Source organism: Myxococcus llanfairpwllgwyngyllgogerychwyrndrobwllllantysiliogogogochensis, from assembly GCF_006636215.1.
In the GTDB taxonomy this organism is placed as follows: domain Bacteria; phylum Myxococcota; class Myxococcia; order Myxococcales; family Myxococcaceae; genus Myxococcus; species Myxococcus llanfairpwllgwyngyllgogerychwyrndrobwllllantysiliogogogochensis.
This window is the reverse complement of sequence record NZ_VIFM01000033.1, coordinates 32,895-59,298: the sequence shown is the minus strand read 5'-3', so window position 1 is coordinate 59,298 and position 26,404 is coordinate 32,895. Positions and strand designations below refer to the sequence as shown.

Annotated in this window: 22 protein-coding genes and 6 tRNA genes; 25 read left to right on the top strand and 3 right to left on the bottom strand. The window is 68.1% G+C overall.

The window, feature by feature from the left end; translation table 11 throughout:
- The first annotated feature begins 51 nt into the window (after nucleotides 1-51).
- The 6 genes from rph (at nucleotide 52) to FJV41_RS11205 (ending at nucleotide 1,880) form a co-directional block, all read left to right on the top strand.
- Nucleotides 52-765: a ribonuclease PH gene (rph, locus tag FJV41_RS11230; RefSeq protein WP_141642439.1), complete on the top strand. Its 714-nt coding sequence runs from the start codon at nucleotides 52-54 to the stop codon at nucleotides 763-765.
- Nucleotides 762-1,367, top strand: a complete 606-nt coding sequence (locus FJV41_RS11225; RefSeq protein WP_141642438.1) for an XTP/dITP diphosphatase — start codon at nucleotides 762-764, stop codon at nucleotides 1,365-1,367. The genes rph and FJV41_RS11225 overlap by 4 nt, the downstream gene beginning before the upstream one ends.
- Before the next feature lie 70 nt (nucleotides 1,368-1,437).
- Nucleotides 1,438-1,511 (top strand) — tRNA-Pro (locus FJV41_RS11220).
- 36 nt (nucleotides 1,512-1,547) lie between these two features.
- A tRNA-Arg gene (locus FJV41_RS11215) sits at nucleotides 1,548-1,624 on the top strand.
- Nucleotides 1,625-1,708: 84 nt separating this feature from the next.
- Nucleotides 1,709-1,782, top strand: a tRNA-His gene (locus tag FJV41_RS11210).
- Between the two features lie 24 nt (nucleotides 1,783-1,806).
- Nucleotides 1,807-1,880 (top strand) — tRNA-Arg (locus FJV41_RS11205).
- A gap of 148 nt (nucleotides 1,881-2,028) precedes the next feature.
- Here FJV41_RS11205 and bet read toward each other — a convergent pair.
- The gene (gene bet, locus FJV41_RS11200) at nucleotides 2,029-3,120 is read right to left on the bottom strand and encodes a phage recombination protein Bet (protein ID WP_141642450.1); all 1,092 of its coding nucleotides are present in this window, start codon (nucleotides 3,118-3,120) and stop codon (nucleotides 2,029-2,031) included.
- A gap of 392 nt (nucleotides 3,121-3,512) precedes the next feature.
- On the opposite strand from bet, the gene FJV41_RS11195 reads away from it, so the two are divergent.
- The 18 genes from FJV41_RS11195 (at nucleotide 3,513) to FJV41_RS11110 (ending at nucleotide 22,519) form a co-directional block, all read left to right on the top strand.
- Nucleotides 3,513-3,585: transfer RNA gene (locus FJV41_RS11195), tRNA-Lys, on the top strand.
- 115 nt (nucleotides 3,586-3,700) lie between these two features.
- Nucleotides 3,701-3,782, top strand: a tRNA-Leu gene (locus tag FJV41_RS11190).
- Between the two features lie 101 nt (nucleotides 3,783-3,883).
- Nucleotides 3,884-5,161: a trigger factor gene (tig, locus tag FJV41_RS11185; RefSeq protein ID WP_141642437.1), complete on the top strand. Its 1,278-nt coding sequence runs from the start codon at nucleotides 3,884-3,886 to the stop codon at nucleotides 5,159-5,161.
- 51 nt (nucleotides 5,162-5,212) lie between these two features.
- Nucleotides 5,213-5,833 carry an ATP-dependent Clp endopeptidase proteolytic subunit ClpP gene (clpP, locus tag FJV41_RS11180; RefSeq protein ID WP_141642436.1) on the top strand — a complete coding sequence of 207 codons (621 nt, stop codon included), beginning with the start codon at nucleotides 5,213-5,215 and terminating at the stop codon, nucleotides 5,831-5,833.
- Nucleotides 5,834-6,048: 215 nt separating this feature from the next.
- Nucleotides 6,049-7,332 carry an ATP-dependent Clp protease ATP-binding subunit ClpX gene (gene clpX, locus FJV41_RS11175; protein WP_141642435.1) on the top strand — a complete coding sequence of 428 codons (1,284 nt, stop codon included), beginning with the start codon at nucleotides 6,049-6,051 and terminating at the stop codon, nucleotides 7,330-7,332.
- A gap of 288 nt (nucleotides 7,333-7,620) precedes the next feature.
- Nucleotides 7,621-9,690 carry a prolyl oligopeptidase family serine peptidase gene (locus tag FJV41_RS11170; RefSeq protein WP_141642434.1) on the top strand — a complete coding sequence of 690 codons (2,070 nt, stop codon included), beginning with the start codon at nucleotides 7,621-7,623 and terminating at the stop codon, nucleotides 9,688-9,690.
- A 198-nt stretch (nucleotides 9,691-9,888) separates the two neighbouring features.
- A complete protein-coding gene (gene lon, locus FJV41_RS11165; RefSeq protein WP_141642433.1) occupies nucleotides 9,889-12,339 on the top strand; it encodes an endopeptidase La in 2,451 nt (816 codons plus the stop codon).
- 242 nt (nucleotides 12,340-12,581) lie between these two features.
- Nucleotides 12,582-14,168, top strand: coding sequence for a peptide ABC transporter substrate-binding protein (locus tag FJV41_RS11160; protein ID WP_246137147.1), 1,587 nt, complete (start codon nucleotides 12,582-12,584; stop codon nucleotides 14,166-14,168).
- Between the two features lie 572 nt (nucleotides 14,169-14,740).
- Nucleotides 14,741-15,625 carry an ABC transporter permease subunit gene (locus FJV41_RS11155; protein WP_141642431.1) on the top strand — a complete coding sequence of 295 codons (885 nt, stop codon included), beginning with the start codon at nucleotides 14,741-14,743 and terminating at the stop codon, nucleotides 15,623-15,625.
- A gap of 193 nt (nucleotides 15,626-15,818) precedes the next feature.
- Nucleotides 15,819-16,631: an ABC transporter permease subunit gene (locus FJV41_RS11150; protein ID WP_141642430.1), complete on the top strand. Its 813-nt coding sequence runs from the start codon at nucleotides 15,819-15,821 to the stop codon at nucleotides 16,629-16,631.
- Nucleotides 16,632-16,724: 93 nt separating this feature from the next.
- A complete protein-coding gene (locus tag FJV41_RS11145) occupies nucleotides 16,725-17,186 on the top strand; it encodes a response regulator (protein ID WP_141642429.1) in 462 nt (153 codons plus the stop codon).
- Between the two features lie 86 nt (nucleotides 17,187-17,272).
- Nucleotides 17,273-17,818 (top strand): YqgE/AlgH family protein, encoded by a 546-nt coding sequence (locus FJV41_RS11140; RefSeq protein WP_141642428.1) that lies wholly within the window; start codon nucleotides 17,273-17,275, stop codon nucleotides 17,816-17,818.
- On the top strand, nucleotides 17,818-18,075 hold the full coding sequence (locus FJV41_RS11135; protein WP_141642427.1) for a BolA family protein: 258 nt from the start codon (nucleotides 17,818-17,820) through the stop codon (nucleotides 18,073-18,075). The genes FJV41_RS11140 and FJV41_RS11135 overlap by 1 nt, the downstream gene beginning before the upstream one ends.
- A 16-nt stretch (nucleotides 18,076-18,091) precedes the next feature.
- Nucleotides 18,092-18,412: a Grx4 family monothiol glutaredoxin gene (grxD, locus tag FJV41_RS11130; protein ID WP_141642426.1), complete on the top strand. Its 321-nt coding sequence runs from the start codon at nucleotides 18,092-18,094 to the stop codon at nucleotides 18,410-18,412.
- A gap of 78 nt (nucleotides 18,413-18,490) precedes the next feature.
- The gene (locus tag FJV41_RS11125; protein ID WP_141642425.1) at nucleotides 18,491-19,921 is read left to right on the top strand and encodes a DUF2914 domain-containing protein; all 1,431 of its coding nucleotides are present in this window, start codon (nucleotides 18,491-18,493) and stop codon (nucleotides 19,919-19,921) included.
- A gap of 51 nt (nucleotides 19,922-19,972) precedes the next feature.
- A complete protein-coding gene (locus FJV41_RS11120; RefSeq protein ID WP_141642424.1) occupies nucleotides 19,973-20,503 on the top strand; it encodes a hypothetical protein in 531 nt (176 codons plus the stop codon).
- A 14-nt stretch (nucleotides 20,504-20,517) separates the two neighbouring features.
- Nucleotides 20,518-21,075: a DUF4123 domain-containing protein gene (locus FJV41_RS11115; RefSeq protein ID WP_141642423.1), complete on the top strand. Its 558-nt coding sequence runs from the start codon at nucleotides 20,518-20,520 to the stop codon at nucleotides 21,073-21,075.
- A 274-nt stretch (nucleotides 21,076-21,349) separates the two neighbouring features.
- Nucleotides 21,350-22,519, top strand: coding sequence for a winged helix DNA-binding domain-containing protein (locus FJV41_RS11110; RefSeq protein ID WP_246137146.1), 1,170 nt, complete (start codon nucleotides 21,350-21,352; stop codon nucleotides 22,517-22,519).
- A 114-nt stretch (nucleotides 22,520-22,633) separates the two neighbouring features.
- Here the strand turns inward: FJV41_RS11110 and FJV41_RS11105 are convergent, their stop codons facing one another.
- Both FJV41_RS11105 and FJV41_RS11100 read right to left on the bottom strand, forming a co-directional pair.
- On the bottom strand, nucleotides 22,634-24,256 hold the full coding sequence (locus tag FJV41_RS11105; RefSeq protein WP_141642421.1) for an aminopeptidase P family protein: 1,623 nt from the start codon (nucleotides 24,254-24,256) through the stop codon (nucleotides 22,634-22,636).
- Between the two features lie 33 nt (nucleotides 24,257-24,289).
- On the bottom strand, nucleotides 24,290-25,054 hold the full coding sequence (locus tag FJV41_RS11100; protein ID WP_141642420.1) for a 16S rRNA (uracil(1498)-N(3))-methyltransferase: 765 nt from the start codon (nucleotides 25,052-25,054) through the stop codon (nucleotides 24,290-24,292).
- A gap of 146 nt (nucleotides 25,055-25,200) precedes the next feature.
- Here FJV41_RS11100 and FJV41_RS11095 point away from each other — a divergent pair, with 146 nt between their 5' ends.
- Nucleotides 25,201-26,394 carry a DTW domain-containing protein gene (locus tag FJV41_RS11095; RefSeq protein ID WP_141642419.1) on the top strand — a complete coding sequence of 398 codons (1,194 nt, stop codon included), beginning with the start codon at nucleotides 25,201-25,203 and terminating at the stop codon, nucleotides 26,392-26,394.
- The last annotated feature ends 10 nt before the right edge of the window (nucleotides 26,395-26,404 follow it).

Below are 26,404 nucleotides of genomic sequence, written 5' to 3'. Positions count from 1 at the left end.
CGCGGCTCTGGTAGAGAAGGGACGCTCGCCTCACTTCCCCAGGAGCTCGCCGTGCGTTCCTTCCAACGTGGTGCGCTGGACCTTCGCCCCGTCATCATCACCCCCGGAGTGTCCCGCTATGCGGAGGGCTCCGTGCAGGTGGAGTTTGGCCACACCAAGGTGCTCGTCACGTGCTCCACCGAGGAGCGCGTCCCCCCGCACCTGATGGGCAAGGGCACCGGCTGGGTGACGGCCGAGTACGGCATGCTGCCCCGGGCCACGCACACGCGCAGCCACCGCGAGGCGGCCAAGGGAAAGCAGACCGGCCGCACCATGGAAATCCAGCGGCTCATCGGCCGCTCCCTGCGCGCCGCGGTGGACCTGACCACCCTGGGCACGCGCACCCTCACGCTGGACTGCGACGTGATTCAGGCGGACGGCGGCACGCGCACCGCCTCGATTACGGGCGCCTACGTGGCCCTGGTACTCGCGCTGCGCTCGCTGCAGAAGGCGGGCACCCTCACCAAGACGCCCAAGCTGACGCCCATGGCCGCGGTGTCCGTGGGCGTGGTGGGGGGCGAGGTGCGCGTGGACCTGGATTACGAGGAGGACTCGAAGGCGGACGTGGACCTGAACATCGTGGCCACGGGGGACGGGCGCATGGTGGAAGTGCAGGGCACCGCCGAGCACCAGCTCTTCGACCGCAAGACGATGGACGCGATGCTCGACGGGGGGCTCGCCGCCATCCAGCAGCTCGTCGTCGCGCAGGCCAAGGCCCTCGAATGACGACGGGCACGTCGAAGCTCCTCTTCGCCACCACCAACAAGGGAAAGCTGCGCGAGCTGCGGGAGCTGGTGGGGGACTCGGTGGAGGTGGTGTCGCTTGGGGACCTGCCGCCCATCCCCGAGCCCGAGGAGGACGGCGACACCTTCGAGGCCAACGCGGTGAAGAAGGCGCTGGAGTATGCCCGGGCCACCGGACTGCCCGCGCTGGCGGACGACTCCGGACTTTGCGTGGACGCGCTGGATGGCCAGCCCGGCGTGTTGTCCGCCCGGTACGCGCCGGGGGATGACAAGGCCCGGTACCAGAAGCTGCTCTCCGCGCTGACCGGGGTGCCCGACGCGAAGCGCACGGCGTCGTTCCGCTGCGCGCTGGCGCTGGCGTGGCCGGACGGCCGGACGCACGTGGAGGAGGGGCGGTGCGAGGGCCGCATCGGCCACGCGCCGAGCGGGACGCATGGCTTCGGCTATGACCCCATCTTCATGTTTCCGGACAGTGGCCGGACGATGGCGGAGCTGACCCCGGAGGAGAAGTCCGCCGTGTCGCACCGGGGCGCGGCCTTCCGGAAGATGAAGCCCAGGCTGCTGATGCTCACCACGGGCACTTGAGCGAGCTGGTCAGACACGTTGTCCTTGCGCGTCCGTCCGCGATGGTTCAACAATGCCGCACTCTACTTTTCGGGGCGTAGCGCAGCCTGGTAGCGCACCTGCCTTGGGCGCAGGGGGTCGGAGGTTCGAATCCTCTCGCCCCGACTTTAAGTAGCGAAGTGGAAGCAGGCGGCCCGGCCAGCTCCAATAGCTCAGCTGGATAGAGCACCGACCTTCTAAGTCGGGGGTCGCAGGTTCGAGTCCTGCTTGGGGCGCCAACCTGGCTGCTGTGACATTTGGGCCTTGAACTGGCCCGGCTTTCCACGGTAGGGAAGCCACGCTTCAAACGCCGTTGCGGAACGGCGGCCATAGCTCAACTGGTTAGAGCGCTGGACTGTGACTCCAGAGGTTGCCGGTTCGACCCCGGTTGGCCGCCCACGTTTTTCCCCATCCGTACTCTGCGCTCGTAGCTCAACTGGATAGAGCACTGGGCTTCGAACCCAGGGGTTGGGGGTTCAAGTCCCTCCGAGCGCGCTCCAGTACCCTGTCACTCCGATGATCCGCGCCCGAGCAACGGCGCCTCCGGAGAGACGTCCGCCTCTTCGCACCCGTGGATCCGCGTGGCCCGTCCTCCGCCGAGGCTCTTCCGGCGGAGGAGGACTTCACCGCGTCCGGGTGTGGATCAGGCTCCGTGCGAGGCGCCGTTGCCCTTGTCGGCGGTGGGCACCCGGCAGCGCAGCTCCGTCTCCGCCTCCAGCGCGAGCAGGTTGTCTCGCATCGCCTTGGCCCAGCGCGCACGGGGCTGCTCCATCAGCTTCTCGTTCGCCAACTCGATGCTCTCGCTCAGCTCCTCGTCGGAGAGCTCCGAGGCTGTCTTCCCCTTGTACGGACCGAACGCCACCACCACGGCGCTGGCCTTGAGGCTGGCGCGCGGGGCGGACGGCTCGGGGGAGTGGGGTGCTTCAGCGGCATCCACCTCCACGGCCTTCGCCGACTCCTTGGGGGGAAGAGGCGCCAGCGGCACGTCGACGTCCAGCCTCTGTGGCTTCTCCTCCCTGGCGGGCGCGGCGGCGGGCAGGGTGGGGAAGGACGCCTTCACCGGGCCGGGACGCGCGCCCAGCACCTCGTAGGCGCCCGGGGGCTCCGCATGGCTTGTGGCCACCGGCTCGAAGTCGTCCGCCGGCATCTCCTCGCGGACGTACAAGCCCCCGAAGGCCTCGGGATACGCCTTGCGCAGCGCCGCCACCCGGGCGCACTTTTCAATCATCGTCGTGGGAATCTTGGCCCACAGCGGCGTCTGCTGGACGTACCCGCTGAAGTCCAGCCACACCACGACGGGCAGCTTTCCGTCGCGCACCACGCGAGACCAGCCTCCCACCAGCGCACCCTTGCGCTTGGCCGGATTGAAGCGGTGCACGACTTCGCCCTTGCCCTGGTCCACGACGATATCGTCCTCGGCGAACACCGCGCTCGCCTGGATGCCCTTGAAGTCCGGAAAGCGCTCCGCTCGGGCGAGCATGCCGGCCTCGGAGGGCTGGAACTCGTACTTGTTCACCCAGTTGGGGCGCTCCCGGTTGCCGATGTTCTGCCGGCGGGCCACGCAGAAGGCCTCCTTGAGGAGGGGGTCCAACCCGCTGCGCTTGCACTGCTCGATGAAGAGGGCGAACTCGTCCTCGCTGATTCCCCGCGGGCAGATGGTGCGTCGAATCAGCTCCATGCGCTCCCGGCTCCAGTTGCCGAGGGCCGAGCCCGTTTCTTCCACCTTCGGGGACATGTTGGCTTCCGTCACTGTCGTCTCCTGCATACGTCCTGCGCGAAAAGGGCGGACGACCTCCGTCCGCCCGCCTGTGCCTCGGCGGTGCACCCGTGCGAATCCCGAATGGGGGGCCGTGCGTGCCCGCCGTCCCGGTGGACTGGGATGGAAGGCCCGACGTGGCCCCGTTCAACAGAGGTGCTGGGAGTCTGTTTCATCCGCGCGAGGACCCACGGTGGCGCCAGCCCGTGGGGCGGGCGGCGCGGCGTCACCCGGACTCGGCGTCTCCGAGAGGTGATCGCTCAGCGTGGTAATGCAGGGGGGACGAAAATACTTTTTGACAGCGCGGCCGGCCTTCTATAGTTACCGCCGCCACTTGGACGTCACGCAGCCGACGGGCCAAGCGCAGTGCCGGGAGCGTAGCTCAATTGGCAGAGCAATGGACTCTTAATCCATAGGTTGTGGGTTCGATTCCCTCCGCTCTCATTACGGGGTCTCTCCAGCAATGGAGAGGCCCCGTTTGTTTTTCCGAGCAGCCGCCGCATGCTGATGTCCAGCGGACGTTTCGCGGTATGTACGGAACACGGCACGCGGCGCATCCGGGCGGGTGGCGAAACTGGTAGACGCGCCAGACTTAGGATCTGGTACCGCAAGGTGTGAGGGTTCGAGTCCCTCCTCGCCCATTTCGCGTTGACCCGTTCGTGCCTATCCCCTAAAGGCGCACGTCCCACTTAACCGGCGCCGCTCGGGACGACTGTCCGAGGCGGCGGCGAGCGAGGCCCGTATGAAGGTCCAGGTCGAGGAGCTCTCTCCCGTTGAGAAGAAGCTCTCCATCGAGGTCGAGTCCGCCCGCGTGGCGGAAGAGCTGAACCGCGCTTATTCCGCGCTGAGTAAGCAGGTGAAGCTGCCCGGCTTCCGCCAGGGCAAGGTTCCCCGGCGCATCCTGGAGCAGCGCTTCAAGGACCAGGTCGAGGACGAGGTCATCCAGCGCGTGGTGCAGACCGCCTACCTGGACGCCGTGCGCGAGCACAACGTGGAGGTCGTCGCCAGCCCGCAGGTGACCAACGCGGGCCTCAAGGCCGACGCTCCGTTCACCTTCGAGGCCCGGGTGGAGGTCAAGCCCAAGGTCGAGGCGAAGGAGTACGCGGAGCTGCCCCTGACGAAGTCGGACGCCGCCGTCACCGACGAGCAGGTCAACGAGCAGCTGGACCGCATGCGCCAGTCGCTGAGCCGGCTGGAGCCCGTCGCCGACCGCGACTCGGCGGCCTCCGGCGACTACGCCACCGTGGACTATGACGCCACCGTGGACGGCCAGCCGTTCACCGGCAGCAAGGCCGAGGGCATCACCGTCCAGGTGCAGCCCGGTGAGTTGGTGGAGTCGAAGATCGCCGCCCTGGAAGGCGTGAAGGTGGGCGAGTCCAAGGACATCGACTACGCCTTCCCCGCGGACTACCGGGTGGAAGAGGTGAAGGGGAAGACGGGCCGCTTCCACGTCACCCTCAAGGCGCTGAAGAAGGAGATCAGCCCCGAGCTCAACGACGAGTTCGCCAAGGAGACGGGCATCGCGCAGACGATGGAGGAGCTGCGCGGCAAGCTGCGCACCGACATGGAGAAGGCGCGCCGTTCGCAAGCGGACAACGACGAGCGCGAGGCCCTGGTGAAGGTGCTCGTGGAGCGCAACCCGTTCGAGGTCCCCCGCGCCATGGTGGAGCGCGCCATGGACTCCATGCTGCGTGGCGCCCTGCAGCAGCTGCAGCGCTCGGGCGTGGACCCCAGCCGTCTGAACCTGGACTTCAACCGGCTGCGCGAGGAGATGCGCGAGAAGGCCCTCCAGGAAGTGAAGGGCACGCTGCTCCTGGAGTCCATCGCCCTCAAGGAGGGCGTGCAGGCGTCCGAGGCGGACGTGGAAGCGCGCATCGAGCAGCTCGCCGTCGAGGCGGGCCAGCCGGTGGCCGCCGTGAAGAAGTACTTCAAGGGTCCGGACGAGCGCCTCGGGTTGTCTCTGCGACTGCGCGAGGAAAAGACGATTGAATTCCTGAAGGGCCGGGCGAAGTATTCCTGAGGTTCTCTTCCGAGCCGTCTTCAGCGCTTCAGCCCGCTACTCGAGGTCGACATGCCCTTCATGCCCGTTCCCTACGTCATCGAGCAGACGCACCGCGGTGAGCGCTCGTACGACATCTACAGTCGGCTCCTGAAGGACCGCATCATCATGCTGGGCACCGAAATCGACGATGACGTGGCCAACGTCATCGTCGCCCAGTTGCTGTTCCTCGAGTCCGAAGACCCGGACAAGGACATCAACATCTACATCAACTCGCCGGGCGGCTCCGTGACGGCGGGCATGGCCATCTACGACACGATGCAGTACGTCAAGCCGCCGGTCTCCACCATCTGCGTGGGGCAGGCGGCGTCGATGGGGGCCGTGCTCCTGCTCGCCGGGACGAAGGGCAAGCGCTACTCGCTGCCCTCCAGCCGCATCATGATCCACCAGCCGCTGGGCGGGGTGCGGGGCCAGGCCACGGATATCGAAATCCAGGCCCGGGAAATCCTGCGGATGAAGGCGAAGCTCAACGAGATCATCGTCAAGCACACCGGGCAGACCATCGAGCGCGTCGAGAAGGACACGGATCGCGACTACTTCATGGGCGCCACGGAGGCGAAAGCCTACGGAATCGTGGATGAAATCCAGAACCCCCGAAAGGTCGTGGGGCTGGGCAAGGACGAGAAGAAGTAGCCGTTCGCCGGGGCTTGACGCCTCGGCCGGTGGCCGGAGCCGCGGGAATTCGTCCCCGCGCCTCCGGCTTTCTGCTTTCTGCGCCGACCCACTCTCCCTGTTAAGTACCGGGAAGGCGCGTGGACGTCCCTGATGGGGGCTGACTAGATTGCTTTGAGGCCGGGTCGGGTGGCGCGAGGCAGGGTGGCGGCTTTACAGGCGCAGCGAGGGATTTCATGGCGGGCAAGAACGTGGAGAAGCGAGACAACCAGACCCTCTGCTGCTCTTTCTGCGGCAAGTCGCAGAAGGAAGTGAAGAAGCTCATCGCGGGGCCAACGGTCTACATCTGCGACGAGTGCATCGGGCTGTGCAACGACATCATCGCGGAGGAGATCGACCGCGAGGAGACCAAGGACACCAAGCTGCGCATCCCCCGGCCCTCTGAAATCAAGGCCGTGCTGGATGAGTACGTCATTGGCCAGGAGCGGGCGAAGAAGACGCTGTCGGTGGCCGTTCACAACCACTACAAGCGCATCGAGTCCAAGGTCGCGCTCGAGGACGTGGAGCTCCAGAAGAGCAACATCCTCCTCCTGGGCCCCACGGGCAGCGGCAAGACGCTCCTGGCGCAGACGCTGGCGCGCATCCTCAACGTCCCCTTCACGATTGCGGACGCCACGTGCCTCACCGAGGCCGGCTACGTGGGCGAGGACGTCGAGAACATCATCGTCAACCTGCTCCAGGCGGCCGACCACGACATCGAGCGGGCGCAGCGCGGCATCGTCTACATCGACGAAATCGACAAGATTGCCCGCAAGTCGGAGAACCCCTCCATCACCCGCGACGTCAGCGGCGAGGGCGTTCAGCAGGCCCTGCTGAAGATCATCGAAGGTACGGTGGCCAACGTTCCGCCCAAGGGTGGCCGCAAGCACCCCCAGCAGGAGTTCCTGCAGGTGGACACCACCAACATCCTCTTCATCTGCGGTGGCGCCTTCGGCGGGTTGGACCAGGTCATCGAGCGGCGCCTGGGTGGTCGCAGCCTGGGCTTCGGCGCGGACATCCAGTCCAAGAAGCAGCGCAACCTCACGGAGCTGCTCAAGCACGTGGAGCCGGAGGACCTGCTCAAGTTCGGCATGATTCCGGAGTTCATCGGCCGTCTGCCCATCATCACCGCGCTGGAGGAGCTGGATGAGCCCGCGCTCATCAACATCCTCAACCAGCCGAAGAACGCGCTCACCAAGCAGTACAAGAAGCTCTTCGAGCTGGACGGCGTGGCGCTGAAGTTCACCGACGGCGCGCTCAAGGCCATCGCCAGCGAGGCCATCCGCCGCAAGGCCGGTGCCCGCGGCCTGCGCTCCATCCTCGAGTCGGCCATGCTGGACGTGATGTATGAAATCCCGTCCCGCAAGACGGTGCGCGAGGTGCTCATTTCCGAGGAGGTCATCCTCAAGAAGAGCGAGCCCGTCATCCTCCATTCCGCGGCGGAGAAAGAGCCCGCGGAGCCGAAGAAGGAATCCGCCTAGCGCGGCGCCGGGCCGCCTCTTCCAGGGGCGGCCCCTTGAGATGTGACGGGGCGCGTCAAGGGCCAGGCAGCAGGCCCGACGCGCCCCATCCATTCTGGAGCAGGGCCGGCCTTCCAGGCGGCCCACGGTTTTTGTGGGACGGGCGTGGGGCTTTCTGTATGTGCTGGCTCCATGAGACGGCTGCCCCTGCCCGCCTTGTGGTTGATGCTCTCTGCCTGCGCTGGCTCGAAGCCGGCGGAACGGGAAGCGCCTCCGGTGGGGGCGCGGGCCCAGGAGGAACACTCGCGCATGGCATACCCGGCGACACGGGTGGACGCGGTGGTGGACACGGTGCACGGCGTGCCGGTGTCGGACGCCTACCGCTGGCTGGAAGACGAGAAGGCACCCGAAGTCCAGGCGTGGATGAAGGCGCAGGATGCCGTCGCGCGCGAGGCCCTGGCGAAGGTGCCCGGCCGCGACGCGCTGGTGCGCCGCTTCCGCGAGCTGTTCTACGTGGACTCCATCTCCATGCCCAGCCGGCGCGCGGGCCGCTACTTCTACATGCGCACCCACAAGGACAAGGAGAAGGCGGTCCTCTACTGGCGCGACGGTGAGAAGGGCGCGGAGAAAGTCCTCCTGGACCCGAACGGCTGGAGCCAGGACGGCTCCGTGTCGCTGGGCACGTGGGCACCTTCGTGGGACGGCAAGAAGCTCGTCTTCGCGCAAAAGCCCAACGCGGCCGACGAGGCCGTGCTGCACGTGGTGGACGTGGACTCGGGCCAGTGGTCGAAGGCGGATGTCATCGAAGGGGCCAAGTACGCCCAGCCCCGGTGGACGCCGGACAGCAAGGGCTTCTATTACGAGTGGCTGCCCACCGACGCCTCCATCCCCGTGGACGCGCGGCCGGGATACACCACGCTGCGCTTCCACGCGCTCGGCGAGGACCCCGCGAAGGACGCGCTGGTGCACCCGCACACGGGTGACCCGAGCACCTTCCTCCAGGGCGACTTGAGCCGCGACGGCCAGTTCCTCTTCGTCTACGTGCTCCGGGGCTGGAACGAGAACGACATCTACTGGAAGCGGCCCGGGGAGAAGGACTTCCGTCTGCTGGTGAAGGGGCAGGGCGCCCGCTACACCGCCCTGGCCTGGAAGGGCCGCTTCTACGTCAACACCGACGAGGGCGCTCCGCGCCAGCGCGTGTTCGAGGTGGACCCGGCGCACCCCGCACGTGCCTCGTGGAAGGAAATCGTCCCCGAGGACCCGGTGGCCTCGCTCCAGACGATGAACATCGTCGGGGGGCACCTGGCGCTGGAGTACATGAAGGACGCCACCACCGTCATCCGCGTGACGACGCTGCGGGGCAAGCCCGTGCGCGAGGTGGAGCTGCCGGGCGTGGGCGCGGCCTCCAACCTGTCCGGCCTGGAGGACGAGGATGAGGCCTATTTCGTCTTCACGTCCTTCACCACGCCCCGGCGCGTCTACAAGACGTCCGTCCAGAGCGGGAAGTCAGAGCTGTGGGCCCAGGTGGAGCTGCCCATGGACCCGACGGCCTACACCGTGGACCAGGTCTTCTACCCCTCCAAGGACGGCACCCGCGTGCCCATGTTCCTGGTGTACCGAAAGGGCCTGAAGCGGGACGGTGACGCCCCCACGCTGCTGTACGGGTATGGCGGCTTCAACGTGAACATGGAGGCCAGCTTCCGAGCCAGCATCCTGCCCTGGCTGGACGCGGGAGGCGTGTATGCGGTGGCCAACCTGCGCGGGGGCGGCGAGTACGGGACGTCGTGGCATGAGGCCGGTCGCCAGGCGAACAAGCAGAACGTCTTCGACGACTTCCACGCCGCCGCCGAGTACCTCATCCGCGAGAAGTACACCCAGCCCCGCCGCCTGGCCATCCAGGGCGGCAGCAACGGCGGCCTGCTGGTGGGGGCGGCCATGACTCAGCGCCCGGAGCTGTACGGCGCGGTGGTGTGCCAGGTGCCCTTGCTGGACATGGTGCGCTACCACCTCTTCGGAAGCGGGCGGACGTGGATTCCCGAGTACGGGACGGCGGAGAAGGCCGAGGACTTCCGGACGCTTCACGCCTACTCGCCCTACCACCACGTCCGTTCGGACGTGCGCTACCCCGCGCTCTTGATGATGTCCGCGGACCACGATGACAGGGTGGACCCCATGCACGCTCGCAAGTTCATCGCGGCGGTGCAGAACGCACCTGGCGGCTTGTCACCCGCCCTGCTCCGCATCGAAATGAACGCGGGACATGGTGGCGCGGACCAGGTGGCCAAGAGCATTGAATCCAGCGCGGACCAGTACGCGTTCTTGTTCCAGGCGTTGGAGGTGGGAGGGCTCCAGGGTGGGCAGTCAGCGCAGGGCCGCTGACACCCCAGGCGGACACCCGAGTCGGCTCCGGGTGTTCCCTTGAAGGCAGCAAGTCGTTCCCCAATCTTGAGGCGGGGAACGGCGCCTGAAACCGACGTGTTATAGACATGCTTCACCCCGGGTAAGCGCTCGTCGGGCGAGCAACCGGGCAACTCTTCAGGGGCCTACCCTCCCGGTAGGCCAGCAGGTGGCGGATACATGTTCTTCGGACGTGACGACAAGAAGGAAGCCCAGAAGCGGGGACTCACCGTCCCGCTCTTGCCCCTTCGGGACATCATCGTGTTCCCGCACATGGTGGTTCCGCTGTTCGTCGGCCGGGAGAAGTCCATCGCGGCGTTGAAGGACGCGATGGCTCACAAGGGGCCGGACGACAAGGCCGTCATCCTGCTGGCCGCCCAGAAGAAGGCCAAGACGAATGACCCCTCTCCTGACGACATCTTCCACTTCGGCACCATGGGCCATGTCATCCAGCTGCTTCCCCTGCCTGACGGCACGGTGAAGGTGCTGGTGGAAGGCGTGCGCCGGGCCAAGGTGAAGAAGTTCCACCCCAACGACGCCTTCTTCATGGTGGAGGTCGAGGAAGTCGAAGAGCAGACGGAGAAGAGCGTGGAGCTGGAGGCGCTGGTTCGCAGCGTCCACTCCGTGTTCGAGGCCTTCGTCAAACTCAACAAGCGCATCCCGCCAGAGATGCTGATGCAGGTCGCCAGCATCGACGACCCGGCGCGGCTCGCTGACACCATCGTCGCGCACCTGTCGCTGAAGCTGAACGACAAGCAGGCGCTGCTCGAGACGGAGTCCCCGGCCAAGCGGCTGGAGAAGCTGTACGAGCTGATGCAGGGGGAGATCGAGATTCTCCAGGTGGAGAAGAAGATCCGCACCCGCGTCAAGAAGCAGATGGAGAAGACCCAGAAGGAGTACTACCTGAATGAGCAGATGCAGGCCATTCAGAAGGAGCTGGGTGAGCGCGACGAGTTCAAGAACGAGATTCAGGAGATTGAAGAGAAGCTGAAGAACAAGCGGATGAGCAAGGAGGCCACGCTCAAGGTCAAGAAGGAGCTGAAGAAGCTCCGGATGATGAGCCCGATGAGCGCCGAGGCCACCGTCGTCCGCAACTACATCGACTGGATCATCAGCCTCCCCTGGTACGACGAGACGCAAGACAGGCTCGACGTGACGGAAGCGGAGACGGTGCTCAACGAGGACCACTACGGCTTGAAGAAGCCGAAGGAGCGCATCCTCGAGTACCTGGCCGTGCAGCAGCTGGTGAAGAAGCTCAAGGGCCCCGTGCTGTGCTTCGTGGGTCCTCCGGGCGTGGGCAAGACGTCGCTGGCGCGCTCGATTGCTCGGGCCACGGGTCGCAAGTTCGTGCGCCTGTCCTTGGGCGGCGTGCGGGACGAGGCCGAGATTCGCGGCCATCGGCGCACGTACATCGGCGCGATGCCGGGCAAGCTCATCCAGTCGCTGAAGAAGGCGGGCAGCAACAACCCCGTCTTCCTGCTCGACGAAATCGACAAGATGTCCACGGACTTCCGAGGCGACCCGAGCGCGGCGCTCCTGGAGGTGCTGGACCCCGAGCAGAACCACAACTTCAACGACCACTACCTGGACCTCGACTACGACTTGTCGAAGGTGATGTTCATCTGCACCGCGAACACGATGCACAACATCCCCGGTCCTCTGCAGGACCGCATGGAGGTGATTCGCATCGCGGGGTACACCGAGCCGGAGAAGCTCTCCATCGCCCGGCGCTACCTCATCCCGAAGGAGCAGGAGGCCAACGGGCTGGCGGACATCAAGGTGGACATCAGCCGAGAGGCGCTGAAGACCATCATCCACCGCTACACGCGTGAGTCCGGTGTGCGCTCGCTCGAGCGTGAGATTGGCGGCGTGTACCGGAAGATTGCCCGCGACGTGCTGAAGAACGGCAAGCGGGACATGGCGGTGGACCGCAAGATGGCGATGAAGTTCCTGGGCACCCCGCGCTACCGGTACGGCGTGGCGGAGCAGGAGGACCAGGTGGGCATCGTCACCGGCCTTGCGTGGACGGAGCTGGGCGGTGAGATTCTCACCACCGAGGCCACCGTGATGCCGGGCAAGGGCAAGCTCATCATCACCGGCAAGCTGGGTGAGGTGATGCAGGAGTCCGCCCAGGCGGCCATGTCGTACGTGCGCAGCCGCGCCGAGCGCTTCGGTATCGACCGCAAGGTGTTCGAGAACTACGACATCCACGTCCACCTGCCGGAAGGCGCCATTCCGAAGGACGGTCCCTCGGCGGGTGTCACCATCTGCACGGCGTTGGTGAGCGCGCTCACGCGGGTCCTCATCCGTCGCGACGTCGCGATGACGGGTGAAATCACCCTGCGTGGACGGGTGCTCCCCATCGGCGGCCTGAAGGAGAAGACGCTGGCCGCGCACCGGGCGGGCATCAAGACGGTCCTCATCCCGAAGGCGAACAAGAAGGACCTGAAGGACATCCCGCTGAAGATTCGCAAGCAGCTGCGCATCGTCCCGGTGGAGTTCGTGGACGACGTGCTGCGCGAGGCGCTGGTGTTGGAGAAGCCGGAGGAGTTCGGCCGCAAGCCGTTCTCCGACAGCCTGAAGGCCGCGCCGCCGGACCTTCCGTCCACGCCGGCCCCCGCCCCGGCCTAGTGCCGGGGTGACAGCGGAGGAGTTTCCTCCGTGAGGTACCGAAGCCAGGATGCCGGCCGACCAGGAGTCGCCGGTCTCCTGGCTTCTCCTTTTCGGGGGAGCGGCGCTTCGGGGTACAACGTGCTCCGGTGGCTCCTCGCGCGCGACTCGCCTGGTGGTGTCTCTTGCTGGCCTGGGTGACCGGGGCCTGCGGGCCGTGCGGCTTTCAGCCCGACGCGGGCGTCAAGGTGGTGGTGCCCGCGATGCCCACCACGCTGGACTGGAGTCACTCGGACCCCGAGAGCTGGGCCAACTATCCGGTGATGCTGGCCACGCAGCGGGGGCTCACGGTTCTCGGAGCGGACCACTCGGTGCGGCCGGGGCTGGCGGAGCGCTGGGAGCGCACTCGCGACGAGAAGGGCCGCGAGGTCTACGTCTTCCACCTGCGTCGGGATGTGCGCTGGTCCGATGGCTCGCTGCTCACCGCGCGGGACTTCGTCGTCGGCTGGCGACGTGCGCTGCGCGGGCGGGAGCGCGGGGAGATGGCGGACCTGGATGGCGCATCGGAGGTGCTGGCGCTCCAGGAGCGGATGGCGCCCGAGGCGGAAGTCCGCGCGGCGATGGAGCGCGTGGGCGTGGAGGCCGTGGACGCGCACACGCTGCGGGTGACGCTGGTGCATCCGCGCAGCTACTTCCTGGCCCGTGTGGCCAACGTCTACATCTTCTATCCGGCGCCGGCCGCGGACCTGGAGGGCAGGGCGGATGAGGAGGTCCGTGACTACTTCGACCGGCCTCGTGATGGACGTCCGCTGGCGTTGGGGCCGTATCGCGTGGAGAGCTGGGACCGCGCGGGCGAGCGGGTGCGGCTGGTGTACAACCCGCGCTCCGCGTTTCCGCCGCCGATGGTGCCCGGTGAGGCACCCGTGCCCGTCATCACCTTGATGAAGTCGGAGATTGGCCCGGCGCTGTATGAGCGGGGCCGCGTGGACTTCGTCTTCGTGGACAGTGCCGCGGCCCTGCGCGTGAAGCGGCCCGAGGACCTGCAGCGCGAGCCTTTGCTGTCGACGTACTACCTGGCCTTCAACACGGAGCGCGCCCCGCTGGACAGGCCCGAGGTGCGTCGCGCGCTGTCACGGGCGTTGGACCGGGAGGCGCTGGTGGCGGGGTTGCTGCCGGCATCGCGTCCGTCGCATGTGTTGCTGCCTCCGGAGCTTCCGGGTGCGGCTTCGACGGAGGAGGCGGCGCGACTGCCGCACTACGAGCCCGAGCGCGCGAAGCAGGAGCTGGCTGGGGTGCCCGGGTTGGAGCGGCCGTTGCGGCTCGTGTATCGCGCTGGGGACAACTTCGTGCCGGAGGTCGCCATCGCGGAGCGCGTGGCCGCGCAGCTGGCTCGCATGGGTGTGCAGGTGGTGCTGGAAGCGCGCTCGGATTTCATGGCGGAGGTGGCTCGGCGCACGGCGCAGGGGCCTCGCGCGTATGACCTGTATCTGCGCCGATTGGGCGGGGACTACGCGCACCCGAATACGTTCTTCACGCTCTTCGAGCGCGAGGGCAACCATCAGACGGGCTGGGAGACGCAGGCGGGTGGGGAGCCGATGGGCCGCTTCGAGCGACTCCTGGAGGCGGCGGATGGTGAGGCGGATGAGGCCCGCGCCCATGCGCTGTACACCCAGGCGCAGGAGGTGCTGGTGGGGGAGCAGGCGGTGATTGCGCCGCTCTACCACCCTGACCGCTACTTCCGTGCTCGGGACACGCTGCGCGGTCTGGACGTGGACCCGTTCAACTTCCTGGCGCTGCGCACGCTGCGCCGGTCCGCTCCGGAACCGAAGCAGGCCGAGGTGGCGCCATGACGGCGATGCGTGCGGCGCGCGGCGCGGGCACCATCATGGCGGCTCCCGGTGGAACCGTGGCGAGCCGAGGTCACGCCATGAAGGCGATGCGTGTGGCGCACGGCGCTGGCCACGTTGCGGCTGCTCCCAGTGGAGCCGAAGTGGGCCGAGGAGGCGCCCTGATGGCGATGCGTGTGGCGCACGGCGCTGGCCACGTTGTGGCTGCTCCCGGCGGAGCCGAAGTGAGCCGAGGCGGCGCCCTGATGGCGGTGCTTGTGGTGTGTGGCGCTGGCCCCACCATGGCTGCTGCTCCTGGTGGAGTCGCAGCGTGCCGACGTCACGCCATGAAGGCAGGGCGCTTGTGGCACATGGCGTTGGCCCGGTCGTGTCTGCTCCCGGTGGAGTCGCAGCGCGCCGAGGTCACGCCATGAAGGCAGGGTGCTTGTGGCACATGGCGCTGGCCCCGTTGTGTCTGCTCCCGGTGGAGTCGCAGCGCGCCGAGGTCACGCCATGAAGGCAGAGTGCTTGTGGCATATGGCGCTGCCCCCGTCGTGTCTGCTCCCGGTGGAGTCGCAGCGCGCCGAGGTCACGCCATGAGGTCGGTGCTCCAGAAGCTGGCGCGACAGCTCGTGCTGGTACCGCTCGTGGCGGTGGCCTCGTACTTCCTCATGGCGATGCTTCCGCTCACCACGGAGAGCGAAGCGAAGCGACAGGTGTCACCGGAGCTTGCCGCTTCGTATCGACGGGACCTGGGTATCGGCGAGCCGCTGGGCTTCCTTCGGCCGTGGCAGAAGCTCTGGCGCGGCGAGCGACTGGGCACGAGCGCGCAAGGAGTCACCGGCGACGAGCTGGCGCGCAAGCTGTCCGGCAGTGTTGGCGTCGGACTACTCGCGCTGCCCCTGGCGCTGACGTGGGCGCTCGGCTTCGCGATGGTGCGCACGCGCTGGCGTCGGGGCCGCTGGGCCGCGCTGGGCGATGTCGTGCCCGCGCTGGCCTTCGGCACCCCTGTCTTCATCCCCGCGCTCCTGCTCGCTCCCGCCGTGGTGGAGCGCGGCAACATGTTGCCGGAGCTTTGCGCCGCGCTCGTCACGTCCATCTGGCCCGGCATCTTCCTGGGCACCCTGGTGGGTGACTCGCTGGAGACGGAGCTGTCGCGCGACTACGTGCGCACCGCGCTGGGCAAGGGGCTCGCGCCCGGCACGGTGCTTCGCCGTCACGTGTTGCCCAACGTGCTGCCCGCCTTGCTGGACGCGGTGGGGCCGGTGGCCACGGCCCTGCTCGCCGGCTCGTTCGCCGCCGAGCGTGTGCTGGGACTGCCGTACTTCGGTCAGCTCTACGTCCTCGCCGTCCTCAACAAACAGGTGGCCGTTGTCGTGGTGGCCACCACCACCTTTGCCTCGCTGCTCGTCGTCGTCAGCCTCGCGGTAGAACTCACGCGGTACGCGGTGGACCCTCGCTCACGAGAGGCCCGCGCATGAGGCCTGTTCCTGCATCCACCTGCTACGGAGCGGGGTTGTGCGATGCGCAGATTCCGCGCACGTGTCACGCTCGCCCCGCGCGCGGCTTCGTGAGACCGTGGTCGTGTGACTCGCTGATGCCGCGCCCACGCGGGGCTCGCCGTATGCACGGTGTCGTGAGCCCGAGGTCGCCGGACCCACTCGAGGTGCTCGCATGAGACGCGTTCCCGCTCGCGCCACCTTCGGGCTCATCCTCCTCGTGGGCCTCGGCGCGCTGAGCCTCGTGGCCGGGCGCCTGTTCCCTGACTGGCTCGCCAGCACCTGTCCGCTGGGCGTGGACCCGACGCGGCCGGACCGCACCGTCTGCGAGCTGGCCTTCGGTGGGCTCTGGGTGTCCCTCGCCGTGGGCCTGTGCGCGGGCGGGCTCTCCACGCTCATCGGCCTCCTCGTCGCGGCCGTGGCACGACTCGTCGGTGGCGCGTGGGAGCAGGCCCTGCTGCGCGGCGTGGACGCCGTCTTCGCCCTGCCCGACGTGCTCGTCGTCATGGTGCTCCAACTCGCGGGCCAGTCCCTCGCGGACGCGGGACACAGCGGAGGCCTGGGCCCCTTCGGGTTGATGGTGGCGTCACTCGCGCTCGTCGGCTGGGCTGGCCCCGCTCGCATGTTCCGCAATCGCCTGGCCACACTGGAAGGACAGGAGTTCGTCGCCGCGGCCCGAGCACTCGGCGGTGGCGGCACGCACGTGTTGCGCGTCCACCTCTGGCCCGCCCTGCGCCCCTTCGCCCTGGCCGTGTTCCTCAGCCGCCTGCCCACCGCCATCCTCACCGAGTCCACCGTGAGCTTCTTCGGCATCGCGCGAATGGAGCCCATGTCGCTCGGGCGCTACCTGGGTACCAGTTACGCGGCCCTCATCTACGAGGGCGGCGCTCGCGTCGTCCTGCCCGCCTGGGCGCTGCTCGTCCTCCTGGTGCTCGGCGCTTCGCTCGCCTCACAGGCACTCTCGGCGAGCCCTCGCAAGGCCACCTGAGCAGGCACCGGGGCACCGGTGGGTGTGAGGAATTCCCACCGTGGAAATGTGGGTTCCCATCACACGGAAACCTTTTGCCCAACCGGTGCCCTCATGTCCCTGCCTACCACTGAAGAGACCATCCCCGTGCTCGGCCACGACGCGAAGGAGCGCACGGAACGCAGCGACGAGTTGAAGGTGGAGACCGTGCGCAGCTCGGTCCTTGTCGTGGAGGATGATCCATCCCACCGCGAAATCCTGGTGGAGATGCTGGCGGGCTGGGGCTACGAGCCCATGCCCGTGGGCAGCGCCGAGGAGGCTGAGTTCGCCGTGCGCAACAAGCGCATGGATGCCGCCATCGTCGATGTGTTCCTCCCCGGTCGCAGCGGCGCCACGCTGATGTCCCGACTGCGCGAGCGCTTCCCGCAAGCGGTCCTCATCGGCGTGAGCGCGATGAGCGACGCGGCCATGGCGCGCAAGTGCAAGGGCCTGGGCGCGGACCTCTTCATCGGCAAGCCGCTCAACCCGGAGCGACTCTCCGAGGCGCTGCAGTCCAAGCACACCAGCTGGCACTGAAAGCCAGGGCGGCGGCGTGCTCGGAGCGAGCCCCGACGGGGGCGGTTCCGGTTGCGCCGCCCGCTCGAACGGTTGATGCTCGGCTCGTGAAGAACCTCGCTCCCGGCTTCCTGCTGGCCATGCCTCAGCTCGGGGACCCCAACTTCTACCGCTCCGTCATCCTGATGATTGAGCATGGGGAGTCCGGCTCCATGGGGCTCGTCGTCAACCGGGGCGCACCGCTGACCCTGGGCGAGCTGGCGCGCGGGCAGAACCTGGACATCCACACGGAGCGCACCAGCCAGCCCGTCTTCGTCGGCGGCCCCGTGGAGCCTCAACGGGGCTTCGTGCTGCACGACGACGGAGGTGTCCTGGAGAAGCACTCGGTGCTGCCCGGGCTGTTCCTCAGCGTGACGCTGGATGCCCTGGGGCCGCTGCTGGAGCGCGGGGCGCCCCGCCTGCGCTTCTGCCTGGGCTATGCGGGCTGGGGACCCCGGCAACTGGAGAGCGAGATTGCCGCCGGCTCCTGGCTCTTCACCGAGGCCAGCGCGGACGCGGTGCTGGATATGGAGCCTGGCAAGTTGTGGGAGACGACATTGCGTGGCATGGGCGTGGACCCAGCCATGCTGGTGATGGGAAGGGGAATGAACTGATGCTTGACGCAGACTTCGTCCGCAGCCGAATCCTGGAGGCCCTGCCGGGCTCCGAGGTGGAGGTCCAGGACACCACGGGGACGGGCGACCACTTCGAGGCCCGTGTCATCAGCCCCGACTTCGCCGGTAAGGCGATGGTTCAGCAACACCAGCTCGTGTACGCGCCGCTCCAGCAATGGCTGAAGTCGGGCGAACTGCATGCCCTGGCCCTTAAGACCTACTCGCCCGAGCAGTGGAAGAAGCTCGGGAACCGCTAACGAAGGAGACCCATCCATGAACCCAGAGCTCAAGGCCCGGTTCGACGAGCTGACCCAGTCGCACCCCATCGTCCTCTTCATGAAGGGCAATGCCCTGTTCCCCCAGTGCGGCTTCTCCGCGCGGGCGCTGCAGATACTCCAGCCCCACGGTGAGGTCTTCACGGTGGACGTGCTGTCCGACCCCGCGATTCGCCAGGGCATCAAGGACTACACGAACTGGCCCACCATCCCGCAGATCTTCATCCGCGGGCAGTTCGTTGGCGGCGTGGACATCCTGGCCGAAATCGCGGAGCGCGGCGAGTTGACCGACCTGGTCGCTGGCAAGCCCCCGGCCTGACCCGGGCTGGAGGGGGGGAGGGGAGATTTGCTCCCCTCCTGCGGGTAGAATGGGTGGCCGCTCCCGCGAGGAAACACCGTGGTCACCGCCACTCAGCCCAACCCGTCCGAGAAGACCGAAGAGACCGCAGACCCGTCGGGTGCCCCGCCGGTCTCCAACGCCGCCACCAACGCCGCTGTCGTGTTGACGGATGCCCCACCGGGCGTCGCGCCCGCGGTGGTTGACCCCGATGACCTGGTGGCCACGGCGAAGACGCCCACGCTGATGGAGAAGGTGCAGGCGTTCCGCACCCGGCACGAGAAGTGGGAGATGGCCGCCTTCTTCTTCGGCGGCTTCCTCTACGACATCGTCTCGCTCAGCCGCATCGACGACACGCTGACGATGGTGCAGAGCTTCGCCTACCTGCTCATCCTGGCGACCCTCATCCTGTTGGAGCAGCGCTTTCCGGAGGGCACGCCGCCCCCGGGGGTGCTGTCGAAGGTGTGGCGCTGGCGCGAAGACGCCATCCACTTCTTCTTCGGAAGCCTCCTCAGCGTCTTCATGCTGCTCTTGTTCAAGAGCACGTCGGGCTTCACGCCGTACCTCTTCATCGTGGGCCTCTTCGGCCTGCTGGTGGCCAACGAGCTGCCGCGCTTCCGGCAACTGGGCCCCATCGTCCGCGTGTCGCTGCTCAGCCTCTGCGTGACGATGTACTTCGCCTTCCTCCTGCCCGTGCTCATCGGCCGGATGGGCTTCTGGGTGTTCCTGCTGGCCGTGTCCCTGGGCTGCGCGAGTGTGTTCGGGCTGATGCGGCTGATGGAGCGCCTGCGCCCGGATGTCGAGTACGTGGTGCGCAAGGTGGCCCTGCCGGGCTTCGGCGTGCAGGCGGCGCTGCTGATCTGCTACCTGGTGGGCGTCATCCCGCCGATTCCCCTGGCCGTGCAGTACTCGGGCATCTTCCACGAGGTGAAGCGCGTCAGTCCGGGCCTGTACCAGCTCACCTCGGTGGACGACTCGCTCTGGTACAAGCCGTGGACGTGGTTTGGCCCGGACTTCGTGATTCGGCCCGGCGACAAGCCGTACTACTTCTTCCGCATCTTCGCCCCGAAGCACTTCGCGCCCTACAAGGTGCGCGTGCGCTGGTACTACGACCACCCGGAGAAGGGCTGGACGACCAGCGGCAACGGCTTCATCGCCAACGTCAGCAGCAACGGGACGGACGGCGGCTACCGCTTCTACGCCACCACGTCCAACCTGAAGCCCGGCAACTGGCGCGTGGTGCTGGAGACGGAGGCCGGGCACGAAATCAACCGCCTGTCCTTCACCGCCGGTCTGGACACTCGCACCGAGCCGCGCGACCTCAAGGTCGAGTACTCCACGCTCAAGGAGATCATCCCCCTCTCCGCCGAGGAGTGGGCGAAGACGCGCAAGCCGACCGACAAGGTTCCGGGTGAGACGGCACCGCCTGCGTCGGCTCCGACCGACGAAGCCCCCATCCCCGTGGAAGTCGCACCCTCGCCCACGCCCTAGTCGCGCGCGGGTGCAGTCACTTCGCGCGAAGCCCTGTGAGATACTGAGCTCATGCTTCCTCGCCGCAAGTCCTCCCATGCGCGGTCCTGGCTGCTGCCGGGAACGCAACTCGATTACGAGATTGCGCGCGCCGTCGACATGACGTTCGAGGACGGCGAGGGCTTCGCGCCGGTGGCGGGCGGGCTGGCCATCTGGCACCTGGACCGGTGGCTCGCGGGTTCGCGGGCGACGGTGTACTCGCTCTACGAGGCGCTGGGCGGCATGTGTCCCATGGGCCTGTCCACGTTGGAGCGCACGCACTTCGAGCAGCGGCTCAAGCAGCGGTTGGAGCGGGCCCTGCTCGATGGCGAGCTGACGGTGCGCGAGGTGCCGCTCGTACGTCACGTGCCGCCTCCGTTCACCGAGCCGGTGGTCATCGAGCGCGAGGCTCCGGTGGAGCGTCCCGCGCCCCCGCCTCCCGCGCCCGAGCAGGACATCGCCGCGCAGGTGCGCGCCTTGCGACAGGCGGCCGCCGACGGCACGCCCTTCTGCGAGGAGTGCGCGAAGAAGGCCCTGCAAGGGCCCCAGAAGCGCGCCGCCTGAAGGGGAGAACGAGGATGTCACCGCGCGCCAGACACTTGTCAGCGTTGCTCTGGGCGGCTCCGGAAGAGGGCTCGCCTCCGCTGGAGCGCTACGCCCTGCTCGACGCGGCCCGTGAGCCGCGCGTGTACTCGCTGATTCGCTGGGAGCCCGCCGCTTCGTGTCTCTACGAAGGGCGCATCCCCGCCGAGCTGGCCGAGGTGGCTCCCTACCTGGTCCGGCTGCGGCCCGATGCGCCCCTCCTGGGAGAGCTGCTCGGTACGGGGTGGGGCCGCGCGTGGGGGCTCTACGTCGAGGCGCCCGTCGCGCCGGAGTTGCTGCGCCGTCACTTCCGACGCTTCCTCAAGGTCCAGGACGAGCGGGGCAAGCGCCTCTACTTCCGCTACTACGACCCTCGAGTGCTCCGGACGTACCTGCCCACGTGCAACGCCGAGGAGCTCCAGTTCGTCTTCGGTCCCGTCCGCTCGTTCCTGATGGAGGACGAGGAGGGTTCGTCGCTGCTGCGCTTCTCGCTGCGCGACGGGGAACTCCTGCTCCAGCGCGTGCCGCTCCTGGCCGACACCGTCGCCGCCTGAGCTGCCGTGTTTCTTCGTCGCGCGCGGGCGGCGGGGCGCCTGCCCAGATACCTGACATATAGCTGTCACGCCCGAGGGGCATGGTGCGTCTTACGAAGCCGTCGAGCTTCCGGACCCGCCCAGGACCCCAGGCCCCATGATTCCCATCCCCTTGATGTTCTTGCCTTTCCCCTTCATTCCGGCCGAAGAGACGCGCTCCAGGGTGGGCGGTGCGAAGAACCCGGGACGTCGCCAGCGCGTGGTTGCCGCACCCCGGAATGTGAAGGAGGTCGCCTTGTCGCCTCGAAGCAAGAGCCCGTCATCCGCCACCACCCCGCGTCGGAGCGGGAAGGGTGGACTGGCTCCGGTGCTGACGACGCGGGAGCTCAACCGGGCCCTGCTCCAGCGGCAGTATCTGCTGCGCCGGACGGCCAGCTCGCTCCCGGAGGTGATTGAGCACCTGGTGGGGCTTCAAGCGCAGGCCGGCAACGCGCCCTATCTGGCTCTCTGGACGCGGATGAAGGACTTCCAGCTCGACGACCTGACGCGGTGCTACCAGGCGCGCACCGTCGTTCGGGCGACGATGATGCGGTCCACGCAGCACCTCGTCACGGCGCGCGACTTCCAGCGCCTGCGGCCCACGCTCCAGGCAGTCCTGGACCGGATGATGAAACAGAGCGTCTATCCGCGGGAGCTGGTGGGGTTGGACCTGGACCTGGTGGTCGCCGAGGGACGGAAGCTGCTCGCCAAGGAGCCCTTGAGCACCGTGGAGTTGGGGCGTCGCCTCCAGGCGCGCTGGCCGGAGCGGGATGCTCGTGCGCTGAGCTTCGTGGTGCGGGTGGCCGAGCCGCTCGTCACCGTGCCTCCCTTCGGGACGTGGGGCGTGGGCGGAGAGGTGGAGTTCGCCACGTCGAAGTCGTGGTTCGGTGAGCCGCCAGGCCCCGCGCTGCCCCTGGAGGACGTGGTGCTGCGCTACCTGGGCGCCTTCGGTCCCGCGAGCGTGAAGGACATGCAGGCCTGGTCCGGGCTGATTCGATTGGCGGACACCGTCGAGCAGCTTCGTCCTCGGCTGCGAACGTTCCGCGACGAGCAGGGGGTCGAGCTGTTCGATGTGCCGGACGCGCCTCGGCCGGAAGGGGACACGCCGGCTCCGGTGCGCTTGGTGGCGGAGTTCGACAACCTGCTGCTGTCGCATGCGGAGCGCTCACGCATCATCTCCGAGCCCTACCGCAAGCGTGTCTTCACCATCAACGGCATCATCCGCCCGACGGTGCTGGTGGATGGCTTCGTGCGAGGGATGTGGAAGCTGGAGCGTGAGAAGGAGCGCGTCACGCTGCGCATCGAACCCTTCGAACGGATTGCGCGCGAGGACCGCGCGGCGCTGACGGAGGAGGGGGCGCGGCTGCTCGCCTTCGCGGCTCCTGACAGCCCGTCCCACGACGTCCACTTCGCGCCGGTGTCCTGACGCGAACGGGGGGCGTCGGGCTTCGCGCCACAAGGTGGGCTCGGAGCTTGTGACTCCGAGCCCCGCGTCGGGCGCCGAGAGTCGGACCGTCGGGCCCGACTCCGTCGCCGCGTGCTACTTGCGCTTGCCGGCCTTCGCCTTCTTCGCGGGGGCCTTCTTCGCGACGCGGGCCTGGGGCTTCTTCGCGGCGGACTTCTTCGCCTTCGCGGCCGGGGCCTTGTCGGCATTCCACAGGCCGCCCATCCACGCCTCGATGTCCTTCACCGTGCGCGGGATGTTGGCGGAGAGCACCTTGCAACCCCGGGCGGTGACGACGAGGTCGTCCTCGATGCGCACGCCGATGCCTCGGTAGCGCGCGGGCACCGTGAGGTCATCCTTCTGGAAGTACAGGCCCGGCTCCACCGTGAGGACCATGCCCGCCTGGAGCTTGCCGTACTTGTAGGCCTCCTGCCGCGCCTGCGCGCAGTCGTGCACGTCCAGGCCGAGCATGTGGCTGACGTTGTGCAACGAGTAGCGCTTGTAGAACTGGTGCTCGTCCTTGAGCGCCTCGGCCGCGCTCTCGAGGATGCCCAGCTTCTGCAGCCCCTCGGCCAGCACGCGCATGGCGGCGCGGTTGGGCTCCATGAAGTCGTTGCCCGGCTTCACCGCGGCGAAGGCCGCCTCCTGCGAGGCATACACGAGGTCGTAGATGGCCTTCTGCTCCGGTGTGAAGCGCCCGGAGATGGGCAGCGTGCGGGTGATGTCCGCCGTGTAGAGCGTGTGGCCCTCCACGCCCGCGTCCAGCAGCAGCAGGTCCCCGGGAACCAGCGGGCCGTCATTGCGCGTCCAGTGCAGCACGCACGCATGCGAGCCGCTGGCGGCGATGGTGTTGTAGCCCACGTCGTTGCCTTCCACGCGGGCGCGGAGGTTGAACACGCCCTCCACGTAGCGCTCGCTCTTGGCGACCTTCAGGCTGCGGATGACGTCCTCGAAGCCGCGCTGCGTGGCGTCGATGGAAATCTGGAGCTCGCGCAGCTCCTGCGAGTCCTTGATGAGCCGCATCTCCGACAGCGTGGTGGCCAGCGCCTTGTCGCGCTCGCCGCCCTCCGTCACCGCGCCGTCCACCTTGGCCGAGTGGCCGCGCAGAACGCGCGAGGGCTTCGTCGCCGCGCCCTTGAGGCCCGTCAGGTAGTCCGCCAGCGTGTCCAGGCCGCGCGCCTCGTCCACGTCATGTCGCGCGCGGCTCTCCGGCACGCCCAGGCGCGGGCCCACCCACAGCTCGCCCTTCACGCGGTCCGTGAAGAACGTCGCGTTGGCGCGGCCCGGGTTGGGCTCCACGAAGAGGATGTCCGTGTGGCCACCGCCGTCCTTCGGCTCCAGCACCAGCACGCAGTCCGGCTCCAGGTTGCCCGTCAGGTAGTAGAAGTCCGTGCCGGGGCGGAAGCGGAAGTAGGTGTCGTTGGCGCGCACCTTCTCATGGCCCGTGGGGATGACCAGCGTCTCGCCGGGGAACGCCTGTGACAGCGCCTTGCGACGGGCCTTGAAGGCGTCCGCGTACTTGATGCGCGGAGGCAGCTTCTGCGCGGAGGGCTTCCACTGCTGAAGCATGAAGTCCAGCAGCGCGGGCGGCGGCACCGAGTCGTGGCTGGCGGGCTTCGCTGGCGCCTGCGGCTCGGACGTGACGAGGGGCTGCTGCTCACCGACCGCGGGCTGCGAGCTGTCGGAAGCGACCGGGGACGAAGGGATGGACGTGGCCATGGCGAGGCACTCTTCAACAGCGCCCCGCGCTCCTCAAGCCCGAGATGCATCCTGACGCGGAGCAGTGTCTTCCGCGAGAAGGGCTACTTGCCCGACGAGCACGGGAACCGCCGTCTCCACCCTGAGGATGCGAGGCCCCAGGGAGAACGGCCGAAAGCCGTGGGACTCCAACAGTTGGGCCTCGAACGACACCCAACCCCCGTCGGGGCCGATGGCCAGGACGGAGCGCTGGCCGGGGGCTGCTGACACGGCGCGCAGCGGCTGGCTCGCGGGCGGGTGGGGGAGCAGGCGGACGGCGTCGGGCGGGAAGATGGTGTCGAGCTCGTCCTCGACGAAGGGGCGGAAGCGCTCGCGGATGAGGACCTCCGGCAGGTACGTGTCGCGGGCCTGCTCCAGGCCCTGGAGGAGCAGCTCTCTCACGAAGGCGCCGTCGAGCACCTTGGAGTCGAAGTAGCTCTTCTCCACCCGGGCCGCGTTGACCAGGACGATGCGGTCCACGCCCAGCGAGGCCACGGCGGGGAGGACCTTCTTGAGCGCCTTGGGCCGGGGGATGGCGAGCAGCAGGTCGATGCGGGCGCGCGGCGGAGGCGGCTCGGTGAGGTCCACGCGCAGGTGGAGGACGCCGGGGCTGTTCTCCAGCACTTCGCCGGTGCCGATGAGTCCGCCCAGGCGGCCGACACGCAGGGATTCGCCGGGCTCGGCGCGGAGCACCTCGCGCGCATGCTGGGCGCGGCGGCCGGTGAGGCGCGCGGTGCCGTCCGGAAGGAAGTCCTCGTCGAAGAGCAGCAGCAGGTTCACGGGGAGCTTCTGTACCCCGGCCAGGGGGCGCCGTGGGGCCCTTCTTCCCTCCGGGGTGGCCCTGGAGCGCCCGGCTCCCTGACAGGTGGGGCGCCCTTCCACCAGCAGTGCTTGCCCGGCCCCGGGCCGTGCCGTAAAGCCGGGCTGTGCGTAACCTTTGTCTTCGCTGCCATCGCCCCGAGAGCACCTGCTACTGCTCGCAACTGCCGCCTCGGTTGGACACTCGCACCCGCGTCGTCTTCCTCCAGCACCCGCGTGAGCGCCGCGTGGCCATTGGCACCGCGCGCATGGCGCACCTGGCGCTGGCCAACTCCGAGCTTCACCACGGCGTCGACTTCACCGGCCACACCCGGCTGGAGGAGCTGGCCGCGGACCCCGGGTCCGTCGCGGTCCTCTTCCCTGGTGAGGACGCCATCTCCGTGGAGCAGGCGCGCGCGCATCCGCCGAAGACGCTCATCGTGGTGGATGGCACCTGGCCACAGGCGAAGAAGGTCGTCGCCCGGAACCCGCTGCTCGCCGGGCTGCCGCGCATCGGCTTCGTGCCTCGCCGGCCGAGCAACTACCGCATCCGCGCGGAGCCCGCGGACCACTGCGTCTCCACCATCGAGGCGGTGGTGGAGATCCTCGGGCTGCTGGAAGGTGAGCCGGAGCGCTTCGACACGATGTTGAAGGCGTTCGAGTACATGGTGGACACGCAGTTGGGGCGACAGTCGACGCGGACGTCGCCGAACCGGCGCCGCATCCACTTTGGTCCGTGGCGTCCGCCGCAGGAACTGCGCTCGCTGGCGGAGGACTTCGAGAACCTCGTCGTCTTCTACGGCGAGGCGAATGCGCACCCGACGGGTGCGGACATCCCGCCGGAGCTGGTGCACGTGGTGGCGTGTCGTCCGGCCACGGGCGAGCGCTTCGAGGCCATCATCGCGCCCGAGCAGCCGCTGGCTCGCAGCACGACGTTGCACGTGGAGCTGTCGGAAGAGGTGCTGCGCGCGGGCGAGCCTCGGGTGCAGGCGCTCGAGCGGTTCGAGCGCTTCCTGCGTCCCGATGACGAGCTGGCGGTGTGGACGACGTTCGCGCTGGACCTGCTGTGGAGCGGCGGTGTGCAGCGCAGGCCCGCGAGGAACGTGCGGCTGGCCACGGCGCGTGCGTTGGAGGGCAAGGCCGGCGGTGTGGAGCACGCGATGGAGCTGCTGGCCGGTCCGGACGTGCCCTCGTGGGCACCCGGGCGCGCGGGCACGCGCATCCGCGCGCTGGAGTCCGTGCTGCGCGTGCTGGTGGAGCGTGGCCTCGCCCAGGAGCCGATGAAGCGGGTGAAGCAGCAGCGCACGGGCACCGAAGGCTGACGCGTCGGGC

Coding starts and splice junctions, on each gene's coding strand:
- bet (WP_141642450.1), bottom strand. CDS start 3,120: ATGTCCCCGAAGGTGGAAGAAACGGGCTCGGCCCTCGGCAACTGGAGC.
- grxD (WP_141642426.1), top strand. CDS start 18,092: ATGAACCCAGAGCTCAAGGCCCGGTTCGACGAGCTGACCCAGTCGCAC.
- FJV41_RS11135 (WP_141642427.1), top strand. CDS start 17,818: ATGCTTGACGCAGACTTCGTCCGCAGCCGAATCCTGGAGGCCCTGCCG.
- lon (WP_141642433.1), top strand. CDS start 9,889: ATGTTCTTCGGACGTGACGACAAGAAGGAAGCCCAGAAGCGGGGACTC.
- FJV41_RS11150 (WP_141642430.1), top strand. CDS start 15,819: ATGAGACGCGTTCCCGCTCGCGCCACCTTCGGGCTCATCCTCCTCGTG.
- FJV41_RS11155 (WP_141642431.1), top strand. CDS start 14,741: ATGAGGTCGGTGCTCCAGAAGCTGGCGCGACAGCTCGTGCTGGTACCG.
- clpX (WP_141642435.1), top strand. CDS start 6,049: ATGGCGGGCAAGAACGTGGAGAAGCGAGACAACCAGACCCTCTGCTGC.
- FJV41_RS11115 (WP_141642423.1), top strand. CDS start 20,518: ATGTCACCGCGCGCCAGACACTTGTCAGCGTTGCTCTGGGCGGCTCCG.
- FJV41_RS11225 (WP_141642438.1), top strand. CDS start 762: ATGACGACGGGCACGTCGAAGCTCCTCTTCGCCACCACCAACAAGGGA.
- clpP (WP_141642436.1), top strand. CDS start 5,213: ATGCCCTTCATGCCCGTTCCCTACGTCATCGAGCAGACGCACCGCGGT.
- FJV41_RS11105 (WP_141642421.1), bottom strand. CDS start 24,256: ATGGCCACGTCCATCCCTTCGTCCCCGGTCGCTTCCGACAGCTCGCAG.
- FJV41_RS11120 (WP_141642424.1), top strand. CDS start 19,973: ATGCTTCCTCGCCGCAAGTCCTCCCATGCGCGGTCCTGGCTGCTGCCG.
- tig (WP_141642437.1), top strand. CDS start 3,884: ATGAAGGTCCAGGTCGAGGAGCTCTCTCCCGTTGAGAAGAAGCTCTCC.
- FJV41_RS11160 (WP_246137147.1), top strand. CDS start 12,582: ATGCCCACCACGCTGGACTGGAGTCACTCGGACCCCGAGAGCTGGGCC.
- FJV41_RS11170 (WP_141642434.1), top strand. CDS start 7,621: ATGGCATACCCGGCGACACGGGTGGACGCGGTGGTGGACACGGTGCAC.
- FJV41_RS11145 (WP_141642429.1), top strand. CDS start 16,725: ATGTCCCTGCCTACCACTGAAGAGACCATCCCCGTGCTCGGCCACGAC.